Annotated in this window: 18 protein-coding genes; 13 read left to right on the top strand and 5 right to left on the bottom strand. The window is 27.2% G+C overall.

The features are described from left to right. The first annotated feature begins 93 nt into the window (after positions 1–93). Positions 94–2,037: a site-specific recombinase Gcr gene (locus C4S76_RS05575; protein WP_181044069.1), complete on the top strand. Its 1,944-nt coding sequence runs from the start codon at positions 94–96 to the stop codon at positions 2,035–2,037. Positions 2,038–2,083: 46 nt separating this feature from the next. Here the strand turns inward: C4S76_RS05575 and pepT are convergent, their stop codons facing one another. After that, on the bottom strand, positions 2,084–3,331 hold the full coding sequence (pepT, locus tag C4S76_RS05570) for a peptidase T (protein WP_105193474.1): 1,248 nt from the start codon (positions 3,329–3,331) through the stop codon (positions 2,084–2,086). Between the two features lie 269 nt (positions 3,332–3,600). Here pepT and C4S76_RS05565 point away from each other — a divergent pair, with 269 nt between their 5' ends. After that, on the top strand, positions 3,601–5,283 hold the full coding sequence (locus tag C4S76_RS05565; protein WP_105193472.1) for a putative transporter: 1,683 nt from the start codon (positions 3,601–3,603) through the stop codon (positions 5,281–5,283). 25 nt (positions 5,284–5,308) lie between these two features. Here C4S76_RS05565 and ribA read toward each other — a convergent pair whose 3' ends face one another. After that, positions 5,309–5,899 carry a GTP cyclohydrolase II gene (ribA, locus tag C4S76_RS05560; RefSeq protein WP_105193470.1) on the bottom strand — a complete coding sequence of 197 codons (591 nt, stop codon included), beginning with the start codon at positions 5,897–5,899 and terminating at the stop codon, positions 5,309–5,311. A gap of 171 nt (positions 5,900–6,070) precedes the next feature. Between ribA and C4S76_RS05555 the strand changes: the two genes are divergently transcribed. The 3 genes from C4S76_RS05555 (at position 6,071) to C4S76_RS05545 (ending at position 9,646) form a co-directional block, all read left to right on the top strand. Next, complete coding sequence (locus C4S76_RS05555) at positions 6,071–7,249, top strand: sigma-54-dependent transcriptional regulator (RefSeq protein WP_105193468.1); 1,179 nt, start codon at positions 6,071–6,073, stop codon at positions 7,247–7,249. A gap of 69 nt (positions 7,250–7,318) precedes the next feature. Next, positions 7,319–8,851: a glutamine-hydrolyzing GMP synthase gene (gene guaA, locus C4S76_RS05550; protein ID WP_105193466.1), complete on the top strand. Its 1,533-nt coding sequence runs from the start codon at positions 7,319–7,321 to the stop codon at positions 8,849–8,851. A gap of 132 nt (positions 8,852–8,983) precedes the next feature. Continuing rightward, positions 8,984–9,646: a DUF2461 domain-containing protein gene (locus tag C4S76_RS05545; protein ID WP_105193464.1), complete on the top strand. Its 663-nt coding sequence runs from the start codon at positions 8,984–8,986 to the stop codon at positions 9,644–9,646. 254 nt (positions 9,647–9,900) lie between these two features. Here the strand turns inward: C4S76_RS05545 and C4S76_RS05540 are convergent, their stop codons facing one another. After that, the gene (locus tag C4S76_RS05540; protein ID WP_394335585.1) at positions 9,901–11,196 is read right to left on the bottom strand and encodes an exo-beta-N-acetylmuramidase NamZ family protein; all 1,296 of its coding nucleotides are present in this window, start codon (positions 11,194–11,196) and stop codon (positions 9,901–9,903) included. Between C4S76_RS05540 and C4S76_RS05535 the strand changes: the two genes are divergently transcribed. The 6 genes from C4S76_RS05535 to C4S76_RS05510 all read left to right on the top strand — a co-directional run bounded on the left by C4S76_RS05535 (position 11,177) and on the right by C4S76_RS05510 (position 19,084). Next, the gene (locus tag C4S76_RS05535; RefSeq protein ID WP_105193461.1) at positions 11,177–12,406 is read left to right on the top strand and encodes an ABC transporter permease; all 1,230 of its coding nucleotides are present in this window, start codon (positions 11,177–11,179) and stop codon (positions 12,404–12,406) included. The genes C4S76_RS05540 and C4S76_RS05535 overlap by 20 nt on opposite strands. Before the next feature lies 1 nt (position 12,407). Further along, entirely contained in the window at positions 12,408–13,514 is a 1,107-nt protein-coding gene (locus C4S76_RS05530; RefSeq protein WP_105193459.1) for a DUF3810 family protein, read from the top strand. Between the two features lie 230 nt (positions 13,515–13,744). Beyond that, positions 13,745–15,982 (top strand): DUF2339 domain-containing protein, encoded by a 2,238-nt coding sequence (locus C4S76_RS05525; RefSeq protein WP_181044068.1) that lies wholly within the window; start codon positions 13,745–13,747, stop codon positions 15,980–15,982. 52 nt (positions 15,983–16,034) lie between these two features. Next, a complete protein-coding gene (locus C4S76_RS05520; protein ID WP_181044067.1) occupies positions 16,035–17,642 on the top strand; it encodes an Ig-like domain-containing protein in 1,608 nt (535 codons plus the stop codon). 63 nt (positions 17,643–17,705) lie between these two features. After that, the gene (locus C4S76_RS05515) at positions 17,706–18,158 is read left to right on the top strand and encodes a heme-binding domain-containing protein (RefSeq protein WP_105193453.1); all 453 of its coding nucleotides are present in this window, start codon (positions 17,706–17,708) and stop codon (positions 18,156–18,158) included. Between the two features lie 5 nt (positions 18,159–18,163). Next, the gene (locus C4S76_RS05510) at positions 18,164–19,084 is read left to right on the top strand and encodes a S66 peptidase family protein (protein WP_105193451.1); all 921 of its coding nucleotides are present in this window, start codon (positions 18,164–18,166) and stop codon (positions 19,082–19,084) included. Between the two features lie 4 nt (positions 19,085–19,088). Here C4S76_RS05510 and C4S76_RS05505 read toward each other — a convergent pair whose 3' ends face one another. Then, a complete protein-coding gene (locus tag C4S76_RS05505) occupies positions 19,089–19,547 on the bottom strand; it encodes a GtrA family protein (RefSeq protein ID WP_245915798.1) in 459 nt (152 codons plus the stop codon). A 131-nt stretch (positions 19,548–19,678) separates the two neighbouring features. On the opposite strand from C4S76_RS05505, the gene C4S76_RS05500 reads away from it, so the two are divergent. Next, entirely contained in the window at positions 19,679–20,767 is a 1,089-nt protein-coding gene (locus tag C4S76_RS05500) for an agmatine deiminase family protein (protein ID WP_105193449.1), read from the top strand. An 18-nt stretch (positions 20,768–20,785) separates the two neighbouring features. Beyond that, complete coding sequence (locus tag C4S76_RS05495; RefSeq protein ID WP_105193447.1) at positions 20,786–21,223, top strand: GNAT family N-acetyltransferase; 438 nt, start codon at positions 20,786–20,788, stop codon at positions 21,221–21,223. A 357-nt stretch (positions 21,224–21,580) separates the two neighbouring features. Here C4S76_RS05495 and C4S76_RS05490 read toward each other — a convergent pair whose 3' ends face one another. Next, the gene (locus tag C4S76_RS05490) at positions 21,581–22,981 is read right to left on the bottom strand and encodes an NADH-quinone oxidoreductase subunit N (protein ID WP_105193445.1); all 1,401 of its coding nucleotides are present in this window, start codon (positions 22,979–22,981) and stop codon (positions 21,581–21,583) included. Positions 22,982–23,080 lie beyond the last annotated feature (99 nt).

Here is a 23,080-nt window from a genome sequence, read left to right as displayed (position 1 = left end):
AAGAGAATTTAAAACAATAAAAAAACATAAAAATGTGAATAATATTTAATCAAAAAAATAAAGTATATTGATTTTTTAATATATTTACTTATTGTGAATACAGAGAATCTAGAAAAATTAGAAAAAATTTTAAGCATAACAGGAGAAAGAAACCTTTTGTTAAATTTAATAAAATATGGGCGAAGAGGTTTTGATAATTCCATTGAGTTTATTGATTTTCTAACAGCAGCAATAGAGACTAATCCCATAGTAAAAGAGAAATTATTAGAGCAATTAAATCCTATTTTCTGCAACATTTATATGCAGAAATTTATGACTGATCTAGGTATTTTTTCAGATGATAAATTAGTCACATTGTTCTTTCGTCAAATATGGAATAATTTATTACCCCAAATATCCGATGATCAAACCTTGTTGTCTCTTTCTAATGAAGTATTATATTCAAAAGCTAATCATAACTTTGTAAAAATAATCCCCGTTGACCGATGGTATAAATTTTATGAAGCCTTATTTAATACTGATATAATAATATGTAACAAAGAATATGTAAAAAAACAAATAAGAGAAGGAGCTCTTATATTGATAGATAGGATAGTAGGAGGAGCAGTAGATGCTGAAATTTTTAAAATGAGTTATATAAAAAATATAGAAGATACTCCTTTCCAAAAATTAGCCAAAAGTTTGATAGGTGTTCTTCAAAATCATGAATTTATAGATGCTCAAAAAATAAAATCACTGGAAAATGAAGTTAAAAATTGCCAGATTTATTTAGATAACATTCTTAACCAAAAAGAAAAAAAAGGAATTTCTTTACGAATTACTATTAAAATAACCAGAATCAGACAACAATTAGAAAGAATTTCAGTATTGTTAAATGCATTATATTTATTAGATAGTAAAACTTTAGCCTATGCTATGGCTGATATAACAAAGAATTGGATAAATTTTTATTCACCTAAAAGTAATGTAACCAATTCTTTTCAAAGTACCCTTTATATTGTCACATTTTTAATTACATGGCATAATCGGCAAACAGGAAGAAAATATATAACCAGTACTCCGAAAGAGTATCTTAAAATGTTTTATTCCGCTGCAGGAGGAGGAAGTTTGGTGGCCATATTATGTTTTATAAAAACACAAATGGGAATGGGAGATCATACTCCTTTTGGGCAAGCAGCCTTATACAGTTTCAATTATTCCTGGGGCTTTGTAACTATATATTTGATGCACTGGACTTTAGCGACAAAACAACCAGCGATGACTGCTGCTACCTTAGCTCATATATTAAATCAAGATGAAAAATCTTCAAATGATTATAAAGAATTTGGATTATTTTTTAGCAGATTATTCAGAAGTCAGTTTATATCCTTTATAGGAAATGTGTTAGCCGCTTTTATTGTAGGAATATTAATTTATTATCTTTTGTCTTACTTTACAACTATTGAAATAATTAACAATCACAAAGCGTCTGGTTTTAAAGATGAGGTGGTAAATTTAGATGTTAAAATTTTCTGGTTCGGAGCTATAGCAGGAGTTTTCTTATTTTTGTCAGGATTAGTTTCGGGTATTACAGAAAACCATACCAAGTATCATAATATTCCGCAAAGGTTATACAATCATCCTGTAATTAAAAAATTTGTAAAAGAAAAAAAACGCAAAAAACTAGTACAATGGTATGAAAATAAAATAGGAGGAATTGCAGGGAATGTATTTTTAGGCTGTTGTTTAGGGTGTGCCTTTTTAATTGGAAATTTTTTAGGTATTCCTTTTGATATAAGACATATCACTTTTTCTGCCGGTAACTATGCACTTGCTCTATGTCATTTTAATTTTGATATTTCCTGGCAGAATTTAGCTATAGGTTTTATAGGTATTTTTGGAATCGGAATATCAAATTTTTTAGTAAGTTTTTCTTTATCTTTATGGGTAGCTATGAAATCGGTTAATGTACCTACTAAAGAAATAAGTAAAATATTATATTCAGCATTCAAATTATTTCTTAAAAGACCTATGAGTTTTTTTATACCCATAAAATAAAAAGATTTGAAATTTTCAAATCTTTTTATTTTATGGGACTTAGATTTTATTCAATGCTTTCTGCTATATTTAAAATAACCTCTGTGGCTTTAATCATAGATTCTAAAGGTACAAACTCATATGGACCATGAAAATTTAATCCTCCGGCAAAAATATTAGGGCATGGTAATCCCATGTAAGACAATCTGGCTCCATCAGTTCCTCCCCGAATAGCTTTGATATTGGCTTTTATCTTAGCTTTTTCCATAGCTTTTTCAGCAATATCAATAATAAACATTTTATTTTCAATTTGTTTTTTCATATTAAAATATTGATCTGTTATTTCAATATGAAAAACACCTTCTCCATATTTTTTATTAAGCTTTTCTGCCGTTTCTATCATAAAAGCTTTTCTATTTTCATATTTTTTAAAATCATGATCTCTGATAATATATTGGAGTTTTGCTTTTTCCACACTTCCCGAAATATGTGTTAAATGATAAAATCCTTCATAACCTTCTGTAGTAGAAGGGGTTTCCTTATGAGGCATTTGGTTAGAGAATTCTACAGCCAGTAAGGCTGCATTAATCATTTTTCCTTTAGCAGAACCAGGATGAACACTTTTTCCAATTATAGATATTGTTGCTACACCAGCATTAAAATTCTCAAATTCAAGTTCACCTACTTCCCCTCCATCCATAGTATAGGCCCAGTCAGCATTAAATTTTTTCACATCAAATAAATCAGCACCTTTTCCTACTTCTTCATCAGGAGTAAAGCCAATAGCTATTTTTCCATGTTTAATTTCAGGGTGAGAAATTAAATATTCAGCAGCTGTAACAATTTCTGCTACACCAGACTTATCATCAGATCCAAGTAAAGTTGTTCCATCTGTTGTTATAAGAGTTTCTCCTATATGGTTTTTTAATTCAGGAAATTCAGAAACTTTTAAAATAAAATTTGTTTCACTATTCAATAATAGATCAGAACCATCATAATTTTCCCATATTTTAGGTTTAACATTTTCGCCAGAAAAATCCGGAGATGTATCATAGTGCGCTATAAATCCTACTGTAGGAATACTTTTATCTTTATTAGAAGGAATATTTCCCATAACATAGCCATTTTTATCAATAGAGACATCTTCTACGCCTATATTTTTCAATTCTTCATATAAATATTTGGCAATATTCCATTGCCTTTCCGTACTGGGTATTGTATCAATTCCAGGTTTACTTGTTGAGTGAAAGCTTATATATTTTAAAAATCTTTTTAGTAATTTTTCTTGCCATTCATTCGATAATATTGTCTGCATATTTTAAATTATTTTTTCAAATGTAAGAAAAAGCGAAAATAAATATACTTTAAAAAGCTATATTAAGTAAAAAATAGAAGTATTGATTATAATATAAAATTATCTTGTAAATAAATAAGAATAATATGAGTTTGATTGGGGAAAAGAGAAACAATAAGTTATAGAAAAAGAAAATAAAATTAAACTATTAGTAAGTATTTAGCTGATGAGAATCATTTTTTATTTATGCCTTAAATAATTTAATTTTATGACATTAAATAAAGTTATATATGGAATGGCTGTATGACCTTTTAAATAACCACGAATCTGTTGCTTATACGGTGCTTATTTATAGTGTAGTAATTTGTGTCGGAGTAATTTTAGGAAAAATAAAATTCTTTGGAATTTCTTTCGGAATTACATTTGTTTTATTTATGGGGATTTTAGTCTCCCATTTTGGTTATGTAGTGAATGAACATATTTTACATTTTATAAAAGAATTCGGATTAATTCTTTTTGTTTACACTATTGGGTTACAAGTGGGGCCGGGATTTTTTGCTTCTTTTAAAAAAGAAGGAATTACTTTAAATATATTAGCAATTATTATTGTTTTATTTGGTGGGATAGTTACTGTCCTCATTCATTATATTACAAAAACTCCTATTACAACTATGGTAGGAATTATGTCGGGAGCAGTAACTAATACTCCCGGACTGGGAGCTGCACAACAAACCATTAAAGATTTAGTGCAAGATAACTCAGAACATGGTACATATATGCAAACCCTTTCAACAGGATATGCTATTGCTTATCCTTTTGGAGTCATGGGTATTATTTTTAGCATGTTGTTTATGAAAAAGTTATTTCACGTAAATATAGAAGCAGAAACAAGGTTAAATGCATGGAAACATAAAACAGGAAGTACATTAAGCAAAATTGTTTTGGAAGTAACTAACCCAGCTATTGTAGGTAAAGAATTAAGAGTATTATGGAAAATATTGAAATCTAATTTTGTAGTATCAAGAGTAATGAATGGTGAACAGATATTAATTCCTAATAAAAATTATTTACTACAAAAAGGAGATAAAATATTAGTTGTAACTACAAATGATGAACATGAAGCCTTAGAAAGTATTGTTGGAAAAAAAGTTGATATAGATTTATCTTCCCAGAACATAAGTAAAAAAGTTATCTCTCTTAAAATAAATATTACCAAACCATTTGCTTATTCTAAAAAAATATCTGAATTAGGAATAAGTAGTAAATATGGTGTTACAATTTCAAGAGTTATGCGTGCTGGAATTGAATTTATTCCTAACGGAGATACAAAACTTCAGTTTGGTGATCTAATAACGGCAATAGGTGAAGATTCAGATGTAATGTCTTTAGCAAAAGATTTTGGCAACTCCAAAAAAGAATTAAGCCATCCGCATGTAGCAGAACTTTTTTTAGGAATTATTTTAGGAGTTTTAATTGGAAGCATTCCATTTCATTTTCCAGGTATTCCGGTTCCTGTAAAATTAGGTTTAGCAGGAGGACCTTTAATTATAGCAATTTTGATAAGCAGATATGGAGGACGTTTTTCTGTAACTCCTTATGTATCTAATAGTGCAAATTTAATGGTTAGGGAAATAGGAATAGTTTTATTTTTAGCAAGTGTAGGCTTAGGAGCTGGAGGAAATTTTTGGGATACTTTGACTAATGGTCCTGGGTTGAGTTGGATGTTATATGGTATATTTATTACCATAATTCCTCTTTTGTTAGGAGCATTAATAGCTAGATTTTTTTATAAATTAACCTTTTTAGAAATTTGTGGATTGTTGGCTGGAGCTTCAACGGATCCTCCAGCATTAGCTTTTGCCAATCAATCGGCAGGTTCAGATGCTCCGGCAATTACTTATGCCACCGTATATCCATTGACAACATTTTTAAGAATTATGGCAGCTCAATTAATCTTATTATTATTTTTTTAATAAGGATAAACTAATTTTATAAAGATTATTTTAGATCAAGAAAATGACCAAAATAATCTTTTTTAGTTTTAAGATAATTTTTATTTTCTTTATTTGGATATATTTCCAGTGGAATTCTTTTTTTTAATGTAATATTGCTTTTTTCAATATATTTAATCTTTTCTGGATTATTTGTAAGAAGATTTATAGATGTTATTCCTAAATCTGTAAGAATATCAGTAGCAATTGAAAAATCACGAGCATCAGCAGGGAATCCCAATTTAAGGTTAGCCTCTACTGTATCCATTCCTTCATCTTGTAAATTGTAAGCCTTTAGTTTATTAATAATACCAATACTTCTGCCTTCTTGTCTTAAATAAAGAAGTATTCCTCCATATTTGTGTATATATTTCATAGCAGCATCTAATTGTTTACCACAGTCACACTTTTTAGAATGGAATAAATCTCCAGTTATACATTCTGAATGTATCCTTACATTAACATCTTTAGAAAAATCAGTATTATCACTTACCATTACTAAATGAGGCATCCAATCATTTTCGTCATCAGCGTAAGCCATTATAGTAAATTTACCCCATTCCGTAGGAAGTTTTGCCTCTATCTGTTTTTTCATTATCCTTATGTACTATCTTAGCTACAAAATTACTATAATTTAATTTATTATTTACTAGAAGTAACTTACATATATTAAAAGTTCAAAAGAATGATATTATATAAACATTGATAAGTAAATGACCTTAGAAATTTATTTAAAATTCAGTATATTAGCTGAAATTTATGAAAATTTATGGCAAAAATATTAATTGTTGAAGATGAAGAAACAATAAGAAGAGTATTAAAAAATATACTCTTAGATGAGAATAAAGATTTTGAAGTAGATGAAGCAGCGGATGGAGTAGAAGCAAAAGAATTAATAGGTAAATTTGATTATGATTTGGTTTTATGTGATATAAAGATGCCTAAGATGGATGGAGAGGAATTACTAAATGCTGTAATGATAGATAAACCTACACTCCCTTTTATTATGATTTCAGGGCATGGAACCATAGAAATTGCAGTAAATTGTATCAAAAAAGGAGCCTTTGATTATATTTCTAAACCTCCAGATTTAGGACGATTGTTAAGTGCTGTAAGAAATGCTCTAGATAAAAAAAATTTAATACATGAAAATCAAAAACTTTCAAGTCAAAACAAGATTTTGAAAAGAAAGGTAAACAAGAAATATGAAATGGTAGGAACATCCAAAAAACTGGATGATATAAAAGTTATAATAGATAAAGTGGCTCCAACAGATGCAAGGGTATTAATTACTGGCCCTAATGGTACAGGAAAAGAATTAGTAGCTCATTCTATTCATGAAAAGAGTTTACGAGCAGCAATGCCAATGATTGAGGTAAATTGTGCGGCAATTCCTTCTGAACTAATCGAAAGTGAATTGTTTGGACATATGAAAGGATCTTTTACCGGAGCTGTAAAAGATAAACAAGGTAAATTTGAACTTGCACACAAAGGTACTTTATTCTTGGATGAAGTTGGAGATATGAGTCTTTCTGCACAGGCAAAGGTATTGAGAGTATTGCAGGAAGGAAAAGTAAGTCGAGTAGGTAGTGATAGTGAAATATCTGTAGATGTAAGAGTTTTAGCTGCTACCAATAAAGATTTGAAAGAACAAATAAAAATGGGAGCTTTTCGTGAAGATTTATTTCACAGACTTTCAGTAATTGAGTTGAGAGTTCCGTCCTTAAAGGATAGAAAAGAAGACATTCCCTTACTTATTGAGCATTTTTCAAAAATAATTGCAGAAGAACAAGGAAATAAACCTAAAGAATTTGGAAAAAAAGCAATAGAAACCTTACAAAATCTAGATTGGACAGGAAATATTAGAGAATTACGTAATGTAGTAGAAAGGCTTATTATCTTAGGAGGAAATCCTGTAACTCCCGAAGATGTAAAACGCTTTTGTTAAAATATTTTATTATTAAACCAATACGAGTGTAGCATAAAAATTATTTACATACCCAATGTATAAATTGTAATGGAAAAAGGAATAATAATTTTAGATTTTGGATCACAATATAATCAATTAATTGGTAGAAGGATAAGGGAATTTGGGGTATATACGGAAATTTTACCTTTTCAAACTCCAATAGAAGAAATAATATCGCATAATCCTCAAGGAATTATTCTTTCCGGAGGACCTTCTTCTGTTAATGCCAAAGAGGCTCACTTAATAGATGAAAAAATATTTCGGTTGGGAATTCCCATTCTGGGTATTTGTTATGGAATGCAATTAACAACTAAATTACTAGGTGGGAATGTTTCCAAAGGTATTAAAGGTGAGTATGGAAAATCTGAACTAAAAGTAATAAAGCAAAATGTTTTAATTCAGGGTATTCCAGAAAAATCAACTATTTGGATGAGTCATTTTGATGAGGTAACCATTATGCCTCCCGGTTTTGAATTAATTGCTAAATCTACTCATTCAATTGCCTGCATAGCTAATGATAAAAATAAAATTTATGCCGTTCAGTTTCATCCGGAAGTTTCACATACAGAATATGGAACAGAAATATTAAAAAATTTTGTTTTTGATATTTGTAAATGTAAAAAAAATTGGAAATTAACAGATTTTATTCATTCAGAAATAAAAAAAATAAAAGAAAAAGTAGGGGATAAAAAAGTAATTTTAGGGCTTTCCGGAGGAGTAGATTCATCTGTAGCCGCAGTATTGATACATAAAGCAATAGGAGATCAGTTAACTTGTATTTTTGTGGATACAGGCTTATTAAGGAAAGATGAAGGTGATCAGGTAATGAAAGTTTATGGAGAGCATTTTAAAATGAATATAAAAAGAGTAAATGCACAAAATAGATTTTTTTCTAAGCTAAAAGGTATAAGTAATCCAGAAAAGAAAAGAAAAATAATAGGAAATGAATTTATTCATGTTTTTGACGAAGAGTCTCATAAAATTAAAGGAGTAGATTTTTTAGCCCAAGGAACTATTTATCCGGATATAATAGAATCGCAGTCAGTAAAAGGACCCTCTGCAGTTATAAAATCTCATCATAATGTAGGAGGATTACCTGAAAATATGAAATTTCAATTATTAGAACCATTAAGAGAATTATTTAAAGATGAAGTTAGGAAAGTTGGAATAGAATTAGGAATTCCTAAAGAATTAGTTTATAGACATCCTTTTCCGGGACCAGGTTTAGGAATCCGTATATTAGGAGAAGTTGATCAAGAAAAAGTAAAAATATTACAGGAAGCTGATGCTATTTTTATACAGGAATTATATAAAAATAATTTGTATGACAAAGTAAATCAGGCTTTTGTTGTATTACTTCCCGTAAAATCAGTTGGTGTTATGGGAGATGAAAGAACTTATGAATATACTGCAGTTGTTCGTTCCGCTAATACTTTAGATTTTATGACAGCTACTTGGTCAAAATTACCTTACGAATTTTTAGAAATTGTTTCTAACAGAATTATTAATGAAGTAAAAGGTATTAATAGAGTGGCTTATGATATTTCATCTAAACCTCCGGCTACCATTGAATGGGAATAGTAATAAATAAGGTAATAAATGCACACTTATAATTTTTTGTAGATTATAATTTTTTTTATTTTAATAATCTTACATAGAGTATATTTTTTGACTGGAAATATAAATTAGTTTTTAATTTTAGATAATTTAATTATGTTACAAAAAAATACTTATAAGTTTTTACAAACTTTACAAAAAAATAATAACAGAGAATGGTTTACCGAGAATAAAGCTTGGTACAAACAATCTCGTACAGATTTTGAAAAACTAGTTTCACAACTTATTCCAGCTATGGCCGAATTTGATTCGAATATTCAATATTTACAACCTAAAAAATGTATTTTTCGTATTTATAGAGATATTCGATTTTCTCAAGATAAAACTCCTTATAAAACACATTTTGGAGCTGTATTTAGTCCTGTTTTAAATAAAAAAAACGCTGGATATTATATTCACATAGATCCAACGGGTAATTTTTTGACCTGCGGACATTATATGCTGATGCCTGAAGAATTAAAAAAAATAAGAAAAGGGATTTATGAAGATTTTGATACATTTCAATCTATTATCAATCAGGAAAATTTCAAAAAAGAATTTGGAAATTTATGTATGGAAGAAAATATGTTGAAAAGAGTACCTAATGGTTTTGATAAAAATCATCCGGCTGCTGAATATTTGAAACTAAAAAATTTTTACGTTATGAAATCCTTTTCAGATAAAAAGTTATTTACTGAAAATTTTATTGACTATGCTGTTTCAATTTTTAAAGAAATGCAACCTTTAAATGATTTTTTAAATAATTTATTAGAAGAATAATATTTCTTTATTGTATGGTAAAAAGGTTTATTTCATTAAGTGAAGATTCTGTAACTAATAGGAGATGAAAAATTAAAATATATAACCGTTCATAGTCTTATAAAAAATACATTAAATTCAAAAAATATATCTCTTCTTTATTTACTATCATTTAAAGTGATAGAGAGTAGTAGTTTCTCTTGTTTATAGTTAATATAAGCCTTTATTCTAAATTTTAAATTAATAGACCTTTATAATTTATTTTTAGATTAAAATTAAGGGTAGAGTAAATATTTTTCACGTATTATTTTAAATTTATCAAGATCTTTTTTCCATGTTTTTTTAATTTGTTTTTCAGATTTTCCGGCTATTATTTGTTCTCTTAATTGGTTTGTTCCAGCCAGTTTATCAAAAAAAATATTTTTATTAAAAAAAGAATATCCTGCAGGTAAATCTGTACTATTAGTACTATTATAATATATTGTAAGTAACCAATCCAGGTTTATTTCAGAAAGAAAAGGCATATTTCTCAAATCATGACCGTAACAAACCAGCCCATTATATAAAGGATTCTTATTTCCATGGTTAGGTTTAGGAATAAATTCATAAGAATACGCTGAATTATATGGAGAACCAAATACTTCAAAAGGAAAATCGGTACCTCTTCCCACACTTACATTAGTACCTTCAAAAAAACATAAGCTGGGATATAAATTTATGGCATGGTCTGTTTTCAAATTTGGTGAGGGGTGTATTGGTAAAGAATATCTTAACTTATGATTATAATTCTGAAGTTTGATTATAGTTAAGTCACAAGAAATTTTGTTTTTCAACCACTTTTCACCATTGATCATTAACGCATATTCACCAATAGTCATTCCATAAACTACAGGAACATTATGCATACCCACAAAAGAACGATATTCATCTTTTAAAACAGGTCCGTCTATATAGTGAGCATTAGGATTAGGTCTGTCCAATACAATCACTGGTATGTTATTTTCAGCTGCTGCTTCCATAACATAATGTAAAGTAGAAATATAGGTGTAGAATCTTACTCCTACATCTTGAATATCAAATAGAATAACATCAATATTTTTTAATTGCTTTGCGGTTGGTTTTTTATTTTCTCCGTATAAAGAAATTATTTCTATATTAGTTTTTGGGTCTATTTCATCCTTTACTTGTTCTCCGGCATCTATATTTCCTCGAAAACCATGCTCAGGGGATAAAATTTTACTTATATTTATTTTTTTTGTTATAAGAAAATCGATAATTGATAAAGTGTCTATTCCTTGAGCCCGAGCACACCCCCCGTTTGTATCTGCATTATATATATACGGTATCATCACTATTCCTGTTTGATTAGTTACAATGGCAATTTTTTTATTTATAAGAAGAGGAAGGTATTTATCTACTTGATCAGCACCCGTAATAATTTTTTCATTTGTATATTTTTCCACAGTTTTTTTGTCCTGTGCAGATAAGGAAATAAAACAAAAACAGAAAAAAATAAGTAACAAATAAGTATATTTGAAGAAAATTGAAAAATTGGGTTTTACTTGGTTCATATCAAAAAGAATTGCCTTTTCCAAAGGTAATAAAAAAAATTTATCACAGATCATTATTCGTATTGGACAGACGGCAGTAGCTATTGGTATTATAGTATCGGTAATAACTTTAGCTATCGGATTAGGGTCTAAAAAAGCAATTAAGCAGAAAATGGCCGATTTTAACGGACATATTACAATTCGTAGTTATGATAGTAATAATTCATTCAACAGTTCCCGTTTAAATAAAAAAAGTGTTCAGTTAAATCATATAAAAGAGAATGGTGAAGTATCCAAAATTCAAGAATATGCTACAAAAAGTGGAGTTATACGAACTCAAACAAGTTTTGCCGGAGTTATATTGAAAGGGGTTTCATCAGATTTTGATAGGGATAGGTTTGAAAAATTTATGGTTAAAGGGTCTATCCCTCAATACTCTGTAAATGAGATTAGTAATGAAGTAATAATGTCAGAAAAAATAGCTAAAGAATTAAATTTAGATATTAATTCTTCATTTATTATGTTTTTTGTTAAAGAAAATCAAGATCCTGTATACAGAAGGTTTATACTAAAAGGATTGTTTAGAACAGATATTAAGCAAATAGATGATGTTTTCCTAATAGGTGATATACAACATATTCAGAAGTTAAATAAATGGAATAGGGGAGATATTGGGGGGTATGATATATATATTAAAGATATTGAGGATTTAGATTCCGTTTTTAATAATATCGAAGAATTTGTGGGATATAATAATTTTGCTGAAAAGGCAACAACCACATTCTCACAAATTAATGACTGGATCCAAATTTTTGATACTAATATTCTTATTATTCTTACCATTATGATGGTAGTAGTCGTAATTAATATAATAATGGTTTTATTAATATTAATTATTGAGCGCACTAATTCTATAGGTATGTTAAAAACACTAGGAGCCTCCAATAGAAAAATTAGAAAAATATTTATTAATTACACCCTTTTTATAATGTTGCCAGGATTAATAATAGGGAATGTTATTGCTATAGTCTTGCTTTATATCCAAAAGTATTTTGAAATAATAAAGTTAAATCCGGAAAATTATTATGTAAGCACAGTACCTGTATATATTAATTTTTTCCATATTCTCATTATATCAGGATCGGCTTTAGTTATTAGTGGTTTGGTTTTATTGATTCCTTCTTACCTCATTTCTAAAATAACCCCAATAAAGGCTATAAAATTTCAGTAAAATGAAGAAAAAGATAAAAATGGATAATCAAAAACTTCTTTCAATGTTGTTATTACAGTTTTTCTTTTTCCAGCTTTTAAAAATGAGTAAAAATATTATTGGAAATTGGTATTTCCCATTATTGATAAAAATAAAATTTTTACAGAATACAGTTTTAGGTTCTATTAAATTTTCAGTAGGGGATGTCTTATATCTTTTATTTTGTATTTTACTTTTATATTGGATAATAAAGATAGTCGTTGGTTTGGCAAAAAAGGATAAATTGTCTGTAAAATCTTATACTATAAAAATATTATGGACAATTAATATATTTTATGGCTTATTTATGCTATCTATAGGGTTATTGTATGGATATAATAATTTCCCTCAATACCATGTGAAAGAAGAGAAAATATTTCTTAATGAATATAAGATAGTAGCCAATGTTCTATTAAATGATTGTAGGGAATTAAGAAAAAAAGTTACCGTAGATAAAAAAAACAATTTTTGGGTAGATGAAAATAAAATGATTCAAACATTATATTGGGAACAAAATGCTTTTTATAATTCACCTAAACAAAAACCTAATGTTAAAGAATCTTTTTTTAGTTCTGTAATGAAAAAATTGGGAGTATCAGGGTATTATAATCCCTTTACAGGAGAAGCACAGATTATTAAAGGTTTACCGGGTACATTTTTACCTTTTACTTTAGCTCATGAAATGGGCCATCAGGCAGGAGTAGCACCAGAAAATGAAGCTAATTTTTATGCATTTTATATGGGGGAATCCTCTTCAAATGTAAACTTTCAATATAGTATAAAGTACAAAGCCCTAAAGTATATTTTAAGAGAAATATATCCGTACGATCATGATTTCGTGAAAAGAATACTTAATAATTATTCAGAAGGAATGAAAAGAGATAGAGCATCAGAAAAAAAGTATTATGAAGAAAACCATGGTTGGGGAGCAGATGTTTTTAGCTTTATGAATAATACATATCTAAAATCTAATAATCAGGATGGAATTATAGCCTATAATCAAGTGGCTGGAATGATTGTCAGTTTTTATAAAAAAAATTATTCTAATCTTTTTATCCAAAAAGAGAATTCAATACCAGACATTTATTAATCAATATTTAATTAAGTAGTATTTTATGATTAAGTGTCAAATTGCGTTGTTTTTTGTTTACTCTTAATTAAATTTAGAAATATTTTTTTAATAAGTTATATTTTTTAGCATTTACATTTAATGTTTAAATTTGTTTTTATAATCTAAATTTACTTATGGAATATTTACTCTTATTTATTATTATTTTAGTTTTTTATATAATTTTTTTGAAAATAAATAAAAATGTTAACTTGTTAAAACAAGACATAAAAAATTTAAATAATAAATTAGATGATATTTTAAATTTAGTTAAAGAAAAAGATGTATCTAATATTTCAGAAAAAACATCCAAGTTTGAAAATCTAATCCCTTCAGAAATAAAAGAAAAAAAATTAAACCCTTCACAAGCTAATATTTCTATACCAACAAAACCTTTAATTGATGATAAAAAGAAAGATATTCCAAAATATGAAAATAGCCCAATTCTTAAACAAAAAGTAAAAAGAAAAAAATCTTCATTTGACTTAGAGAAGATTTTGGGTGAAAATATTTTAAGTAAAATAGGTATTACTACCTTAATATTAGGAATAGCTTATTTTGTTAAGTATGCAATAGATCGTAATTGGATTGGAGAAAAAGGCCGTGTGGGTATAGGTATTATAATAGGATTAATTATTATAGGTATCGCTCATAAATTAAGAAAAAAATATCTTTATTTTTCAGGGATTTTAGCAGGTGGAGGAATTTCAGTTTTATATATAACGGTAACCATAGCTTTTAGAGAATACCAACTTTTTTTTCAAAATACTGCATTTATTATTTTAATAGCAATTACTGTTGGAGCAGTTTTTCTTTCAATTTACTATAATCATAAAGTTATTGCTATATTTTCCATTTTAGGAGGTTTTGCCTCACCTCTTTTAGTAAGTTCAGATAATGGGAACTATTCTACATTATTTTCATATATACTGATTCTTAATACAGGAATGTTAATTTTAGCATATAAAAAGAAATGGATAGTTGTAAGTGTATTAAGTTATATTTTTACATATCTTTTTTATATTTCATGGATAGTTTTATCATATACCATAAAGGAAAGAAACGGAGCAGTTATTTTTGGGTTATTATTTTTCATACAATTTTATGTATTAGTTTTAATTGAGTATTTTAAAATTAGAACAATAAATTTTTTTCAGGTATTTATTATATTAAGTAATAATTTTTTGTTATATATAGTTCTTTTCTCTCTTTTTGAACCTGCTATGCAAAGTTTGATTACTCTCTTTATGGCTGTCATAAATTGTATACCTATTTTATTATTGATAAAAATAAAGGAACAAAAAACATTATTTTTCCGTTTATTAATAGGCATTGTTATTTCTTTCATCAGTTTGACTATTCCTGTAAAATTTAATGGGGAAGCAATTACTATGTTTTGGGGAGTAGAAGCTGTTCTTTTAATATGGCTTTTTAGAAAAACACAAATTGAAATTTTTAAATACAGTTTTTTACTTTTACAATTATTAACCTTATTTGCTTTAAGTATAGATTATTATAAAGCTTATATATCAAGTATAGAAAAGTTGCCTATTATCATAAATTCTATATTTATAACGGGAGTTTTAGTTATAGGTTATTTATGCATTAGTTTATTTATATTAAAAAAAGTGAAAAATACCTCAATAAAAATTTTCCAAATAAATATATGTAATATATGTCAGTTAAGAATGTGTTTAGGAGGAATCTTATTACTTTTGCTTTTTATTATTCCTTTTTCAGAATTAACTTATCAAATTTGTCAATATTACTTTAATAATTACGGATTATACTTAATTCAAGGGGTATATATATATTTATTTATTCTCATATATATACTTGTGAAAAAATATCAATTAAAAAAAGGATTTTATTATTTTTTTCTTATTTTATCCGTAATATACTCTATAGTCTATTTAAGAGGCATTGTTTTTACATATATAGAAAATAAAACATCTGATTTTTTATATAGTGTTTACATATTACATATATTAACAATACCTGCGTTCATTATTTTACAGAATTATCTTTTTAAGAATAGTATATTCAAAAATAGAGATATAATTTATTGGATAATTTTTTCAATATCAATTTTGGCATTAAGCTTCGAAATAGATAATATTGTTTTATTATTTTATTCAAAAAGTGTATTAGAAAATGTCCATACAATTGTATATTCCATAATTTGGGGGATCATCGCTTTACTAATGATAATAATAGGTATAAAGCAAAAAAAATTAATTTTCAGAAAAATTTCTATGTTTCTTTTTATTCTGATTATTTTTAAGCTTTATTTATATGATGTTTGGAAAATGCCACAAACAGGTAAGATTATTTCCTTTGTTTTATTAGGTATAATATTATTAACAACTTCATTTTTATATCAGAAATTAAAAGTTTTAGTTAATAGTGAAAAAGAAGAAAATAAAGATGAAAAAAATAATTTGCATTAAAATGAGAATAATTTTTAATATCAATAACTTTGTAAAAACATATTTTAATTTTATGCAAAAAGCTTTTACTTTGCTTATATTATGTCTGTGTATTACATCATGTGCAAGAATGGGTACTCCTAGTGGTGGGCCTAAAGATATTACTCCACCAAAATTTTTAGGCTCAAAACCAGATACTTTATCAACTAAAGTAGATAAATCTATCAAAGAAATTATATTAAATTTTGATGAATATGTCCTTGTAAAGGATATTTCAAAACAAGTAATCATATCTCCACCTCTCAGAACTCCTCCCACTATAGAACCTTCTACAATAGCACGCAAGTATGTTTCTGTAAAATTTTATGAACCTTTGAATGAAAATACCACTTATACGATAAATTTCGGCTCTAGTATACAAGATAACAATGAAGGAAATAAGCTGAATAATTTTTCTTATATTTTTTCGACGGGTGAAGTAATCGATAGTTTATGGCTATCAGGTAAAGTTCAACAAAGTTTAGAACAAACTGTACCTCTTACAACCCTCGTTTCTCTATACAAAATAGAAAAAGATTCATTAGGAAAAGATTCTGTTGATTTAAAAAGAAAACCCTATTATATTACAAAGATTGATTCTGCTGGTAATTTTAAATTAAATCATTTACATGAAGGAAGATACCGTTTAATAGCTTTTAATGATCTTAATTCTAATTTAATTATAGATCCGGATAAAGAAATTGCAGGTTTTTCAGAAGATATAATAAATCCTATATCATCTTCTCAATACAGTTTAGTATTATCTCCTATAAAACAAAAATATAAAGTAATAAGTGCAGAACAATCAGGGCAGGGGATTATTAAGTTTAAATTTAAAGGAAATCCTAAAGAGGTTGAAATAAAATCCTTAGAAAAGAAATTTCCCCCTCTAAAAATACAACATATCAATTTTTCAGATAGTTTATTTGTTTATTTTGACAATAAAGAGATTAAAAACATTAATAAAAAAGGGCAAATCAAATTTCTTGTTCAATATCAGAATAAATCAGATACCCTAAAAACTATATATGATAAACAACTAAATACTAAATTATCATTTGTTCCTGAAGAAAAAGAAATTACCCCATCTAATTATTTTACACTAAATTCAAGTACATATATTTCAGAAATTAATAAAAGCAAAATAGAAGTCTTTAAAAACAAAGAACCATTAAATTTTACTGTTGAAAAAGATTCCTTAAACTCTAATAAAATCAATATAAAATTTCCTATAAATTTTGATACTCAATATAGTATTAAAATTTATGCAAACGCATTTAAAGACTTTTTAGGACAAGAAAATACAGATACTTTATCCTACAGTATTCAAACCAAAAAACAAACAGAATTAGGTAATTTAAGCATAAAAATACAAAATAAGCCAACGTCTAAATTCTTTTTTCAACTATTAACAGAAAAATATCAAATTATTGAAAACCTATATGGAGATAATGATTTGTTTGAATTTAAAAATTTATTACCGGGCAAGTATCTGATTCGCATTTTAGTAGATGAAAATAATAATGGGCTTTGGGATACAGTTGATTTAGATGATTTCAAACCTGCAGAAAAAACATATCTCTATAATAGTCCCATAGATGTTCGTGCATTGTGGAATATTAATGAAACTTGGATATTATAGGTTTTAAATTGGTTTATTTTTTGTAGAGAATAAAAGGATAAACTAATTTAAAATTAAAACGAAATGAAAAAGGTATTGATCATTATTGTAATTGTGTTTGTATTTATGCAGTTCTTTAGGATAGATAAAAATAATCCGATTGTAAAGCCAGAAGAAAATTATGTAACTATTACACATGCTCCTAAAGAGGTAGAAAGTATTCTTAAAAGTTCATGTTATGATTGTCATTCAAACGAATCAAAATATCCTTGGTACACAAATATAGCACCCATTTCATGGTATGTAAAAGACCATATAAATGAAGGTAGGTCTTATTTGAATTTTTCTGAGTTTGGAAGATATAATAACTATCAAAAAAAACATATTTATGAATCACTCTATGCAGCTGCGAATGAGGGTTGGATGCCTTTAGATAGTTATTTATGGATACATAAAGACGCAAAATTATCGTCTAAAGATAAAAAAATACTGAAGGAATGGTTTTCAAAATTCGTATCTGAAGATAAAAAAGGGTAAATAATATGATATCTTTAAAAAAAGGAGATCTTATTGTTATTGTTGCTCCTGCCGGAGTAGTACAATTTGAACAAATAAAATCTACAATAGACAAAATTCTCTCTAAAGGTTGGAACTACGAGATAGGCAAAAATACATTTAATCATTATACATTTGGATATAATTATTCAGGAACACCACAAGAAAGGGCAGAAGATATGCAATGGGCTCTAGATCATCCTAAGGCAAAAGCTATTTGGTGTGCCAGAGGCGGATATGGAGGCGTGCAAATTATAGATTCATTAAATTTTGATAAATTTAAAAAATATCCTAAATGGTTAATAGGATATTCTGATAATACAGTGTTTCATCAACATATGAATAGAAGAAAGATACAAACATTACATGCAACAGTATGCAAACCCCTTTCTCAGGGGCATTCTGAAGAGTCTTACCTTTCTATCTTTGATGTGTTGGAAGGGAAATCTCTACAATATAATATTCCACCTTCCATTTTTAATCAGATAGGAGAATGTAAGGGTATAATTACAGGAGGAAATTTATCTATTTTATATAGTTTGATCGGAAGTAAATCTCAAGATAACTATAAAAATAAAATACTTTTTATAGAAGATTGGTATGAGAATTATTATCATATAGACAGAATGCTTATAGCTATGGAAAGGGCAGGAATTTTTATGGGAATAAAAGGTTTAATTGTAGGAGCATTTACTAAAATGGATGATGAAAAAAATAATAAGAATTATCATGAATCATTTGATGAAGATGTTTATAAAATAATATCGGAAAGATTTAAAAAATATGATATACCAAAAATCTTTGGCTTTCCTTCCGGACATATATATGATAATAGAGCTATAATTTTAGGTGGAATGATAAATCTTCAAGTAGATAATTTAAAAGTAGTTTTGACTAATAAAATATGAAATTTTAGTTTGAAAATATAATTTTCTTTTTAATTATATAATTTACAGAAGAAACTAAAAATATTGCCATACCTTTACATAACACAATATCTCCTATAGTTATTATTCCAAAGTTTGCAGGTTTATAAATAAATGAATGGAAAAAACCAAAAATAGCCCAACTTAGAAACATTGTAATTATAGAAAGAATAAGAAATAATGAAAATTCCTTTTTCTTTGAATGTTTACCTCTTTCAAAAACAAAGTAAATACTAAAAAAATAATTACTGAGTATACCACTACCCGTAGATAAAATATTTGATAAAGGATAAGCATTTGTTTTATTTTCAAATGAAAATAAACGAGGAAGTATTTGGGGAAGGCTTAGTAACTTCATTAATGAAATTTCAATAATAGCACTTAATACTCCTGCAATAAAAAATAAAGTAATTTGTTTTTTATGTTTTTTTATAGATTGAATCACGTTTATTATTCTGATAAATGCTTACAAAATTAACTTTTTTAACTTAAAATCCTAGAAAACTAATGATAAAATTTTATATAAAAATAATTAAATTGCAGTTTTTTTAATGTTAAATAGACATTACATTTACTATGTCCATAAAAGATTATAAAAAATATACACCTGAAAATTTCATAGGAAAAACTCCTAAAGAACTAGGTTATTTTTTTCCAGCAGAATTTACAACTCATAAAGCTACATGGCTATCCTGGCCACATAAAGAATTATCTTGGCCCGGAAAAATAGAAAAAATATATTTACCTTATGCAAAATTTATTGCAGAATTAACAAAAGGTGAATTAGTAAACATTAATGTAGTAAGTGTTGAAATGAAGGAATTTGCACTTACATATATAAAGAAAACAACAGCTAATTTAGATAAAATTAATTTTTATATCCATCCTACCAATGATGCATGGTGTCGAGATCATGGGCCCGCATTTCTTATAAATCCAGGTGCTGTTAAATATAAAAAAGCAATAGTGAATTGGGAATATAATGCATGGGGAAATAAATACCCACCATATGATTTGGACAATCAAATACCACTATGTATAGCTAAAGAAAATAGATTACCTGTTTTTTCTCCGGGAATTATTATGGAAGGAGGAGCGGTGGAATTTAATGGGAAAGGTACCGTTTTAACTTCCAAATCCTGTTTATTAAATAAAAATAGAAATCCAAAATTGTCACAATCAGAAATTGAAAAATATCTGAAAGATTATTATGGAGTTGAACAAGTTTTATGGATTGAGGAAGGCATAATAGGAGATGATACAGACGGACATATAGATGATACTGTCCGATTTATTAATGAAGACACCGTTTTAACAGTAGTTGAAGCTAATCCTGAAGATGAAAATTATAATATTCTGCAAAATAATTTATCTCAGTTAAAAAGAATGAAATTACTTAATGGAAAATCTTTAAAAGTAATTGAATTACCAATGCCGGAACCTGTATTTTATCAAGGAGAAAGATTACCGGCTTCTTATGCTAATTTTTATATAGCTAACACAAGTGTTATCGTTCCTATTTATAATTGTGAAAATGATACAATAGCACTAGAAATCATTCAAGAACATTTTCCAGATAGAAAAGTAATAGGGATAGATTCTACTGATATTATATGGGGATTAGGCAGTTTCCATTGTTTGAGTCAGCAAGAACCAGCGATATAAATAAGAGAATTTATTATTATGAGTATTAGAAAGGCCTATATTTCTGATTATTATAATATTAAAAAATTATTAGATCAGTTAGATTATCCACAAACAGAATCTTTTGTGAAAAAGAAAATGGAAATCTTATTAAACCATCCCGACGCAGAGTTATTAGTTTACGAAGTAAACGAAAAAGTTGTGGCTTTTATATCTTTACATTACATACCTCAAATAGCAAGAGAAGGGGATTATTTAAGAATAAATTATTTTGCAGTAGATCAAGATTTCAGAAGTAGGGGTATCGGAAAAGAAATAGAAGAATATTGTGTGAAATTAGCTCAAGAAAAAAAGTGCGATAGAATTGAGCTACATACTCAGGAACGTAGAAAATTAGCGCAGAAATTTTATGCACGTCAGGGATATAAAGAAGATCCTAAATACTTAGTTAAGATTTTAAAAAATAAAAATACTTAAATATTAAAAAATATAACTTTATCATTTATATTATCAATATACCCCTATAATGTTATTTTAATAATAATTTTTCAATAATAAATTTACTATTCTCATTTCAATGGTTTTGTTTTAATAAAAGGAGGATGATAATATTAATAATGCGAAAAGTCATGTAATTTGTCTTTTTTATAAAAGAAGAAATCAATTAAAAATTCAGAGTATAATAAAACTCAAACATGGATATAAAAAAACGGCTACAATACCTATCGATAACTATAATTAAATATAGCCTAATTAAATGTAATATAAATGATATAATAATGCTATAAAATTTACATTTCGTTTTACCGCCTATAAATAAAATAAATTTTATACTTATCTTAAAGAGATAAGCTCTAAGCAATTAAATAAAGGTTCAGGATATACACCTAATGCGATAATTAAAACAATAACGATTATAGCAACTAGATTATAGGTAAAAGGAGCTTTTTTTGCCACTGTTAATTCTTTATATTCGGAATTAAAATACATGGCTATAATTATTTTTAGATAATAAGCAATACTTATAGCAGAACCTAAGATAGCAACAATAACCAAAATAGGTTGAGTTTTTAAAGTTTGAGTAAATAAACTAAATTTAGCAATAAATCCGGAAGTTAAAGGAATACCGGCCATTGATAAAAGAGAAATAGTTGTAGTTAATGCTAAAATAGGTTGTTTTTTAGCTAAACCATTAAACATACATATATCAGTCATACCATGTGATACTCTTTCAATATAAATTAAACTGGCAAATACCCCAACAGTAGATAAAGAGTATGCTAATAAATAGAAAGCTAAAATATATATAGAATTGGCATCCGAATTAAAATAAATAAGAAGTAAATATCCGGCATGAGATATACTTGAATAAGCCAACATCCTTTTAGCATTCCTTTGCAAAACACCAATAATATTGGCAGTAAGTAAAGTTATAATTGCTAAGTAGAATATAATGTATTGCCAATCGTTCAGTTGACCTACAAAAACAAATTCTAATAATTTATATAGAGCAACAAAACCGCATATTTTTATTACAGAAGCCATAAAAGCAGTAATTAGAGAAGGGGAACCTTCATAAACATCCGGTGCCCAGAAATGAAAAGGAGCAATAGATATTTTAAAAAGTAAACCTACTAACATAAGAATAATCCCTGTAATATATATTGTAGGAAAATGCAATGTATTGATACTATATTGTCTGATAGTAGAAATGTCAAAAGAACCGGTAGTACCATATATTAAAGCTATTCCAAATAACAAAAAACCTGTAGCAAAAGCCCCCATTAGAAAGTATTTAATTGAAGCTTCATTGGATCGTAAATCTATTTTATTACTTCCGGCTAAAACATATAGAGGAATAGATAAAATTTCTATTCCAAGGAATAAGGTTACAAGATTTTGAAAACTAAAGAGTATAATTCCTCCACAAAGGGAAAATAATAAAAGGCTGTAAATTTCTGCCTGATGGTGGTCTATCAATTTAAAAGCAAATCTCCCTAATGCAAAAATTAATAAAGTAGTGATAATTGAAATTTGTGTAAATATTTGAGCACTATGATCAAAATTGAACATAAACTTATATTGTTCAAAAAAAGAAAAATCTCCATAAAAAGTACCCATAAAAGCTATAATTAAACCCATAATGGATATCGGCTGAGAGTATTTTCCTGTCCCTAAAACTCCTGAATATAACGCTAAAATAGCTGTTATAAATAGTATAATAATAACACTCATTTAAATTACGATTTACTTTACCTAGTTTGTAGGAGGCAAAGTTAATATATTTCATTCAAAGTGCGAAATTTAAGTAATCAATTTTGTGCTAGTAAAAAA

It is taken from the genome of Apibacter adventoris (assembly GCF_002964965.1).
Classification (GTDB): domain Bacteria; phylum Bacteroidota; class Bacteroidia; order Flavobacteriales; family Weeksellaceae; genus Apibacter; species Apibacter adventoris.
Note: the sequence above shows the minus strand (reverse complement) of the source record. Positions and strands in the feature narration are given on the sequence as shown.

Bases quoted from the DNA above. Each gene is read 5' to 3' on its own strand.
- C4S76_RS05515 (WP_105193453.1), top strand. From the start codon at position 17,706: ATGAAAAAGGTATTGATCATTATTGTAATTGTGTTTGTATTTATGCAG.
- C4S76_RS05500 (WP_105193449.1), top strand. From the start codon at position 19,679: ATGTCCATAAAAGATTATAAAAAATATACACCTGAAAATTTCATAGGA.
- C4S76_RS05530 (WP_105193459.1), top strand. From the start codon at position 12,408: ATGAAGAAAAAGATAAAAATGGATAATCAAAAACTTCTTTCAATGTTG.
- C4S76_RS05555 (WP_105193468.1), top strand. From the start codon at position 6,071: ATGGCAAAAATATTAATTGTTGAAGATGAAGAAACAATAAGAAGAGTA.
- C4S76_RS05520 (WP_181044067.1), top strand. From the start codon at position 16,035: ATGCAAAAAGCTTTTACTTTGCTTATATTATGTCTGTGTATTACATCA.
- C4S76_RS05545 (WP_105193464.1), top strand. From the start codon at position 8,984: ATGTTACAAAAAAATACTTATAAGTTTTTACAAACTTTACAAAAAAAT.
- pepT (WP_105193474.1), bottom strand. From the start codon at position 3,331: ATGCAGACAATATTATCGAATGAATGGCAAGAAAAATTACTAAAAAGA.
- C4S76_RS05510 (WP_105193451.1), top strand. From the start codon at position 18,164: ATGATATCTTTAAAAAAAGGAGATCTTATTGTTATTGTTGCTCCTGCC.
- C4S76_RS05565 (WP_105193472.1), top strand. From the start codon at position 3,601: ATGGAATGGCTGTATGACCTTTTAAATAACCACGAATCTGTTGCTTAT.
- C4S76_RS05490 (WP_105193445.1), bottom strand. From the start codon at position 22,981: ATGAGTGTTATTATTATACTATTTATAACAGCTATTTTAGCGTTATAT.
- C4S76_RS05540 (WP_394335585.1), bottom strand. From the start codon at position 11,196: ATGAACCAAGTAAAACCCAATTTTTCAATTTTCTTCAAATATACTTAT.
- C4S76_RS05495 (WP_105193447.1), top strand. From the start codon at position 20,786: ATGAGTATTAGAAAGGCCTATATTTCTGATTATTATAATATTAAAAAA.
- guaA (WP_105193466.1), top strand. From the start codon at position 7,319: ATGGAAAAAGGAATAATAATTTTAGATTTTGGATCACAATATAATCAA.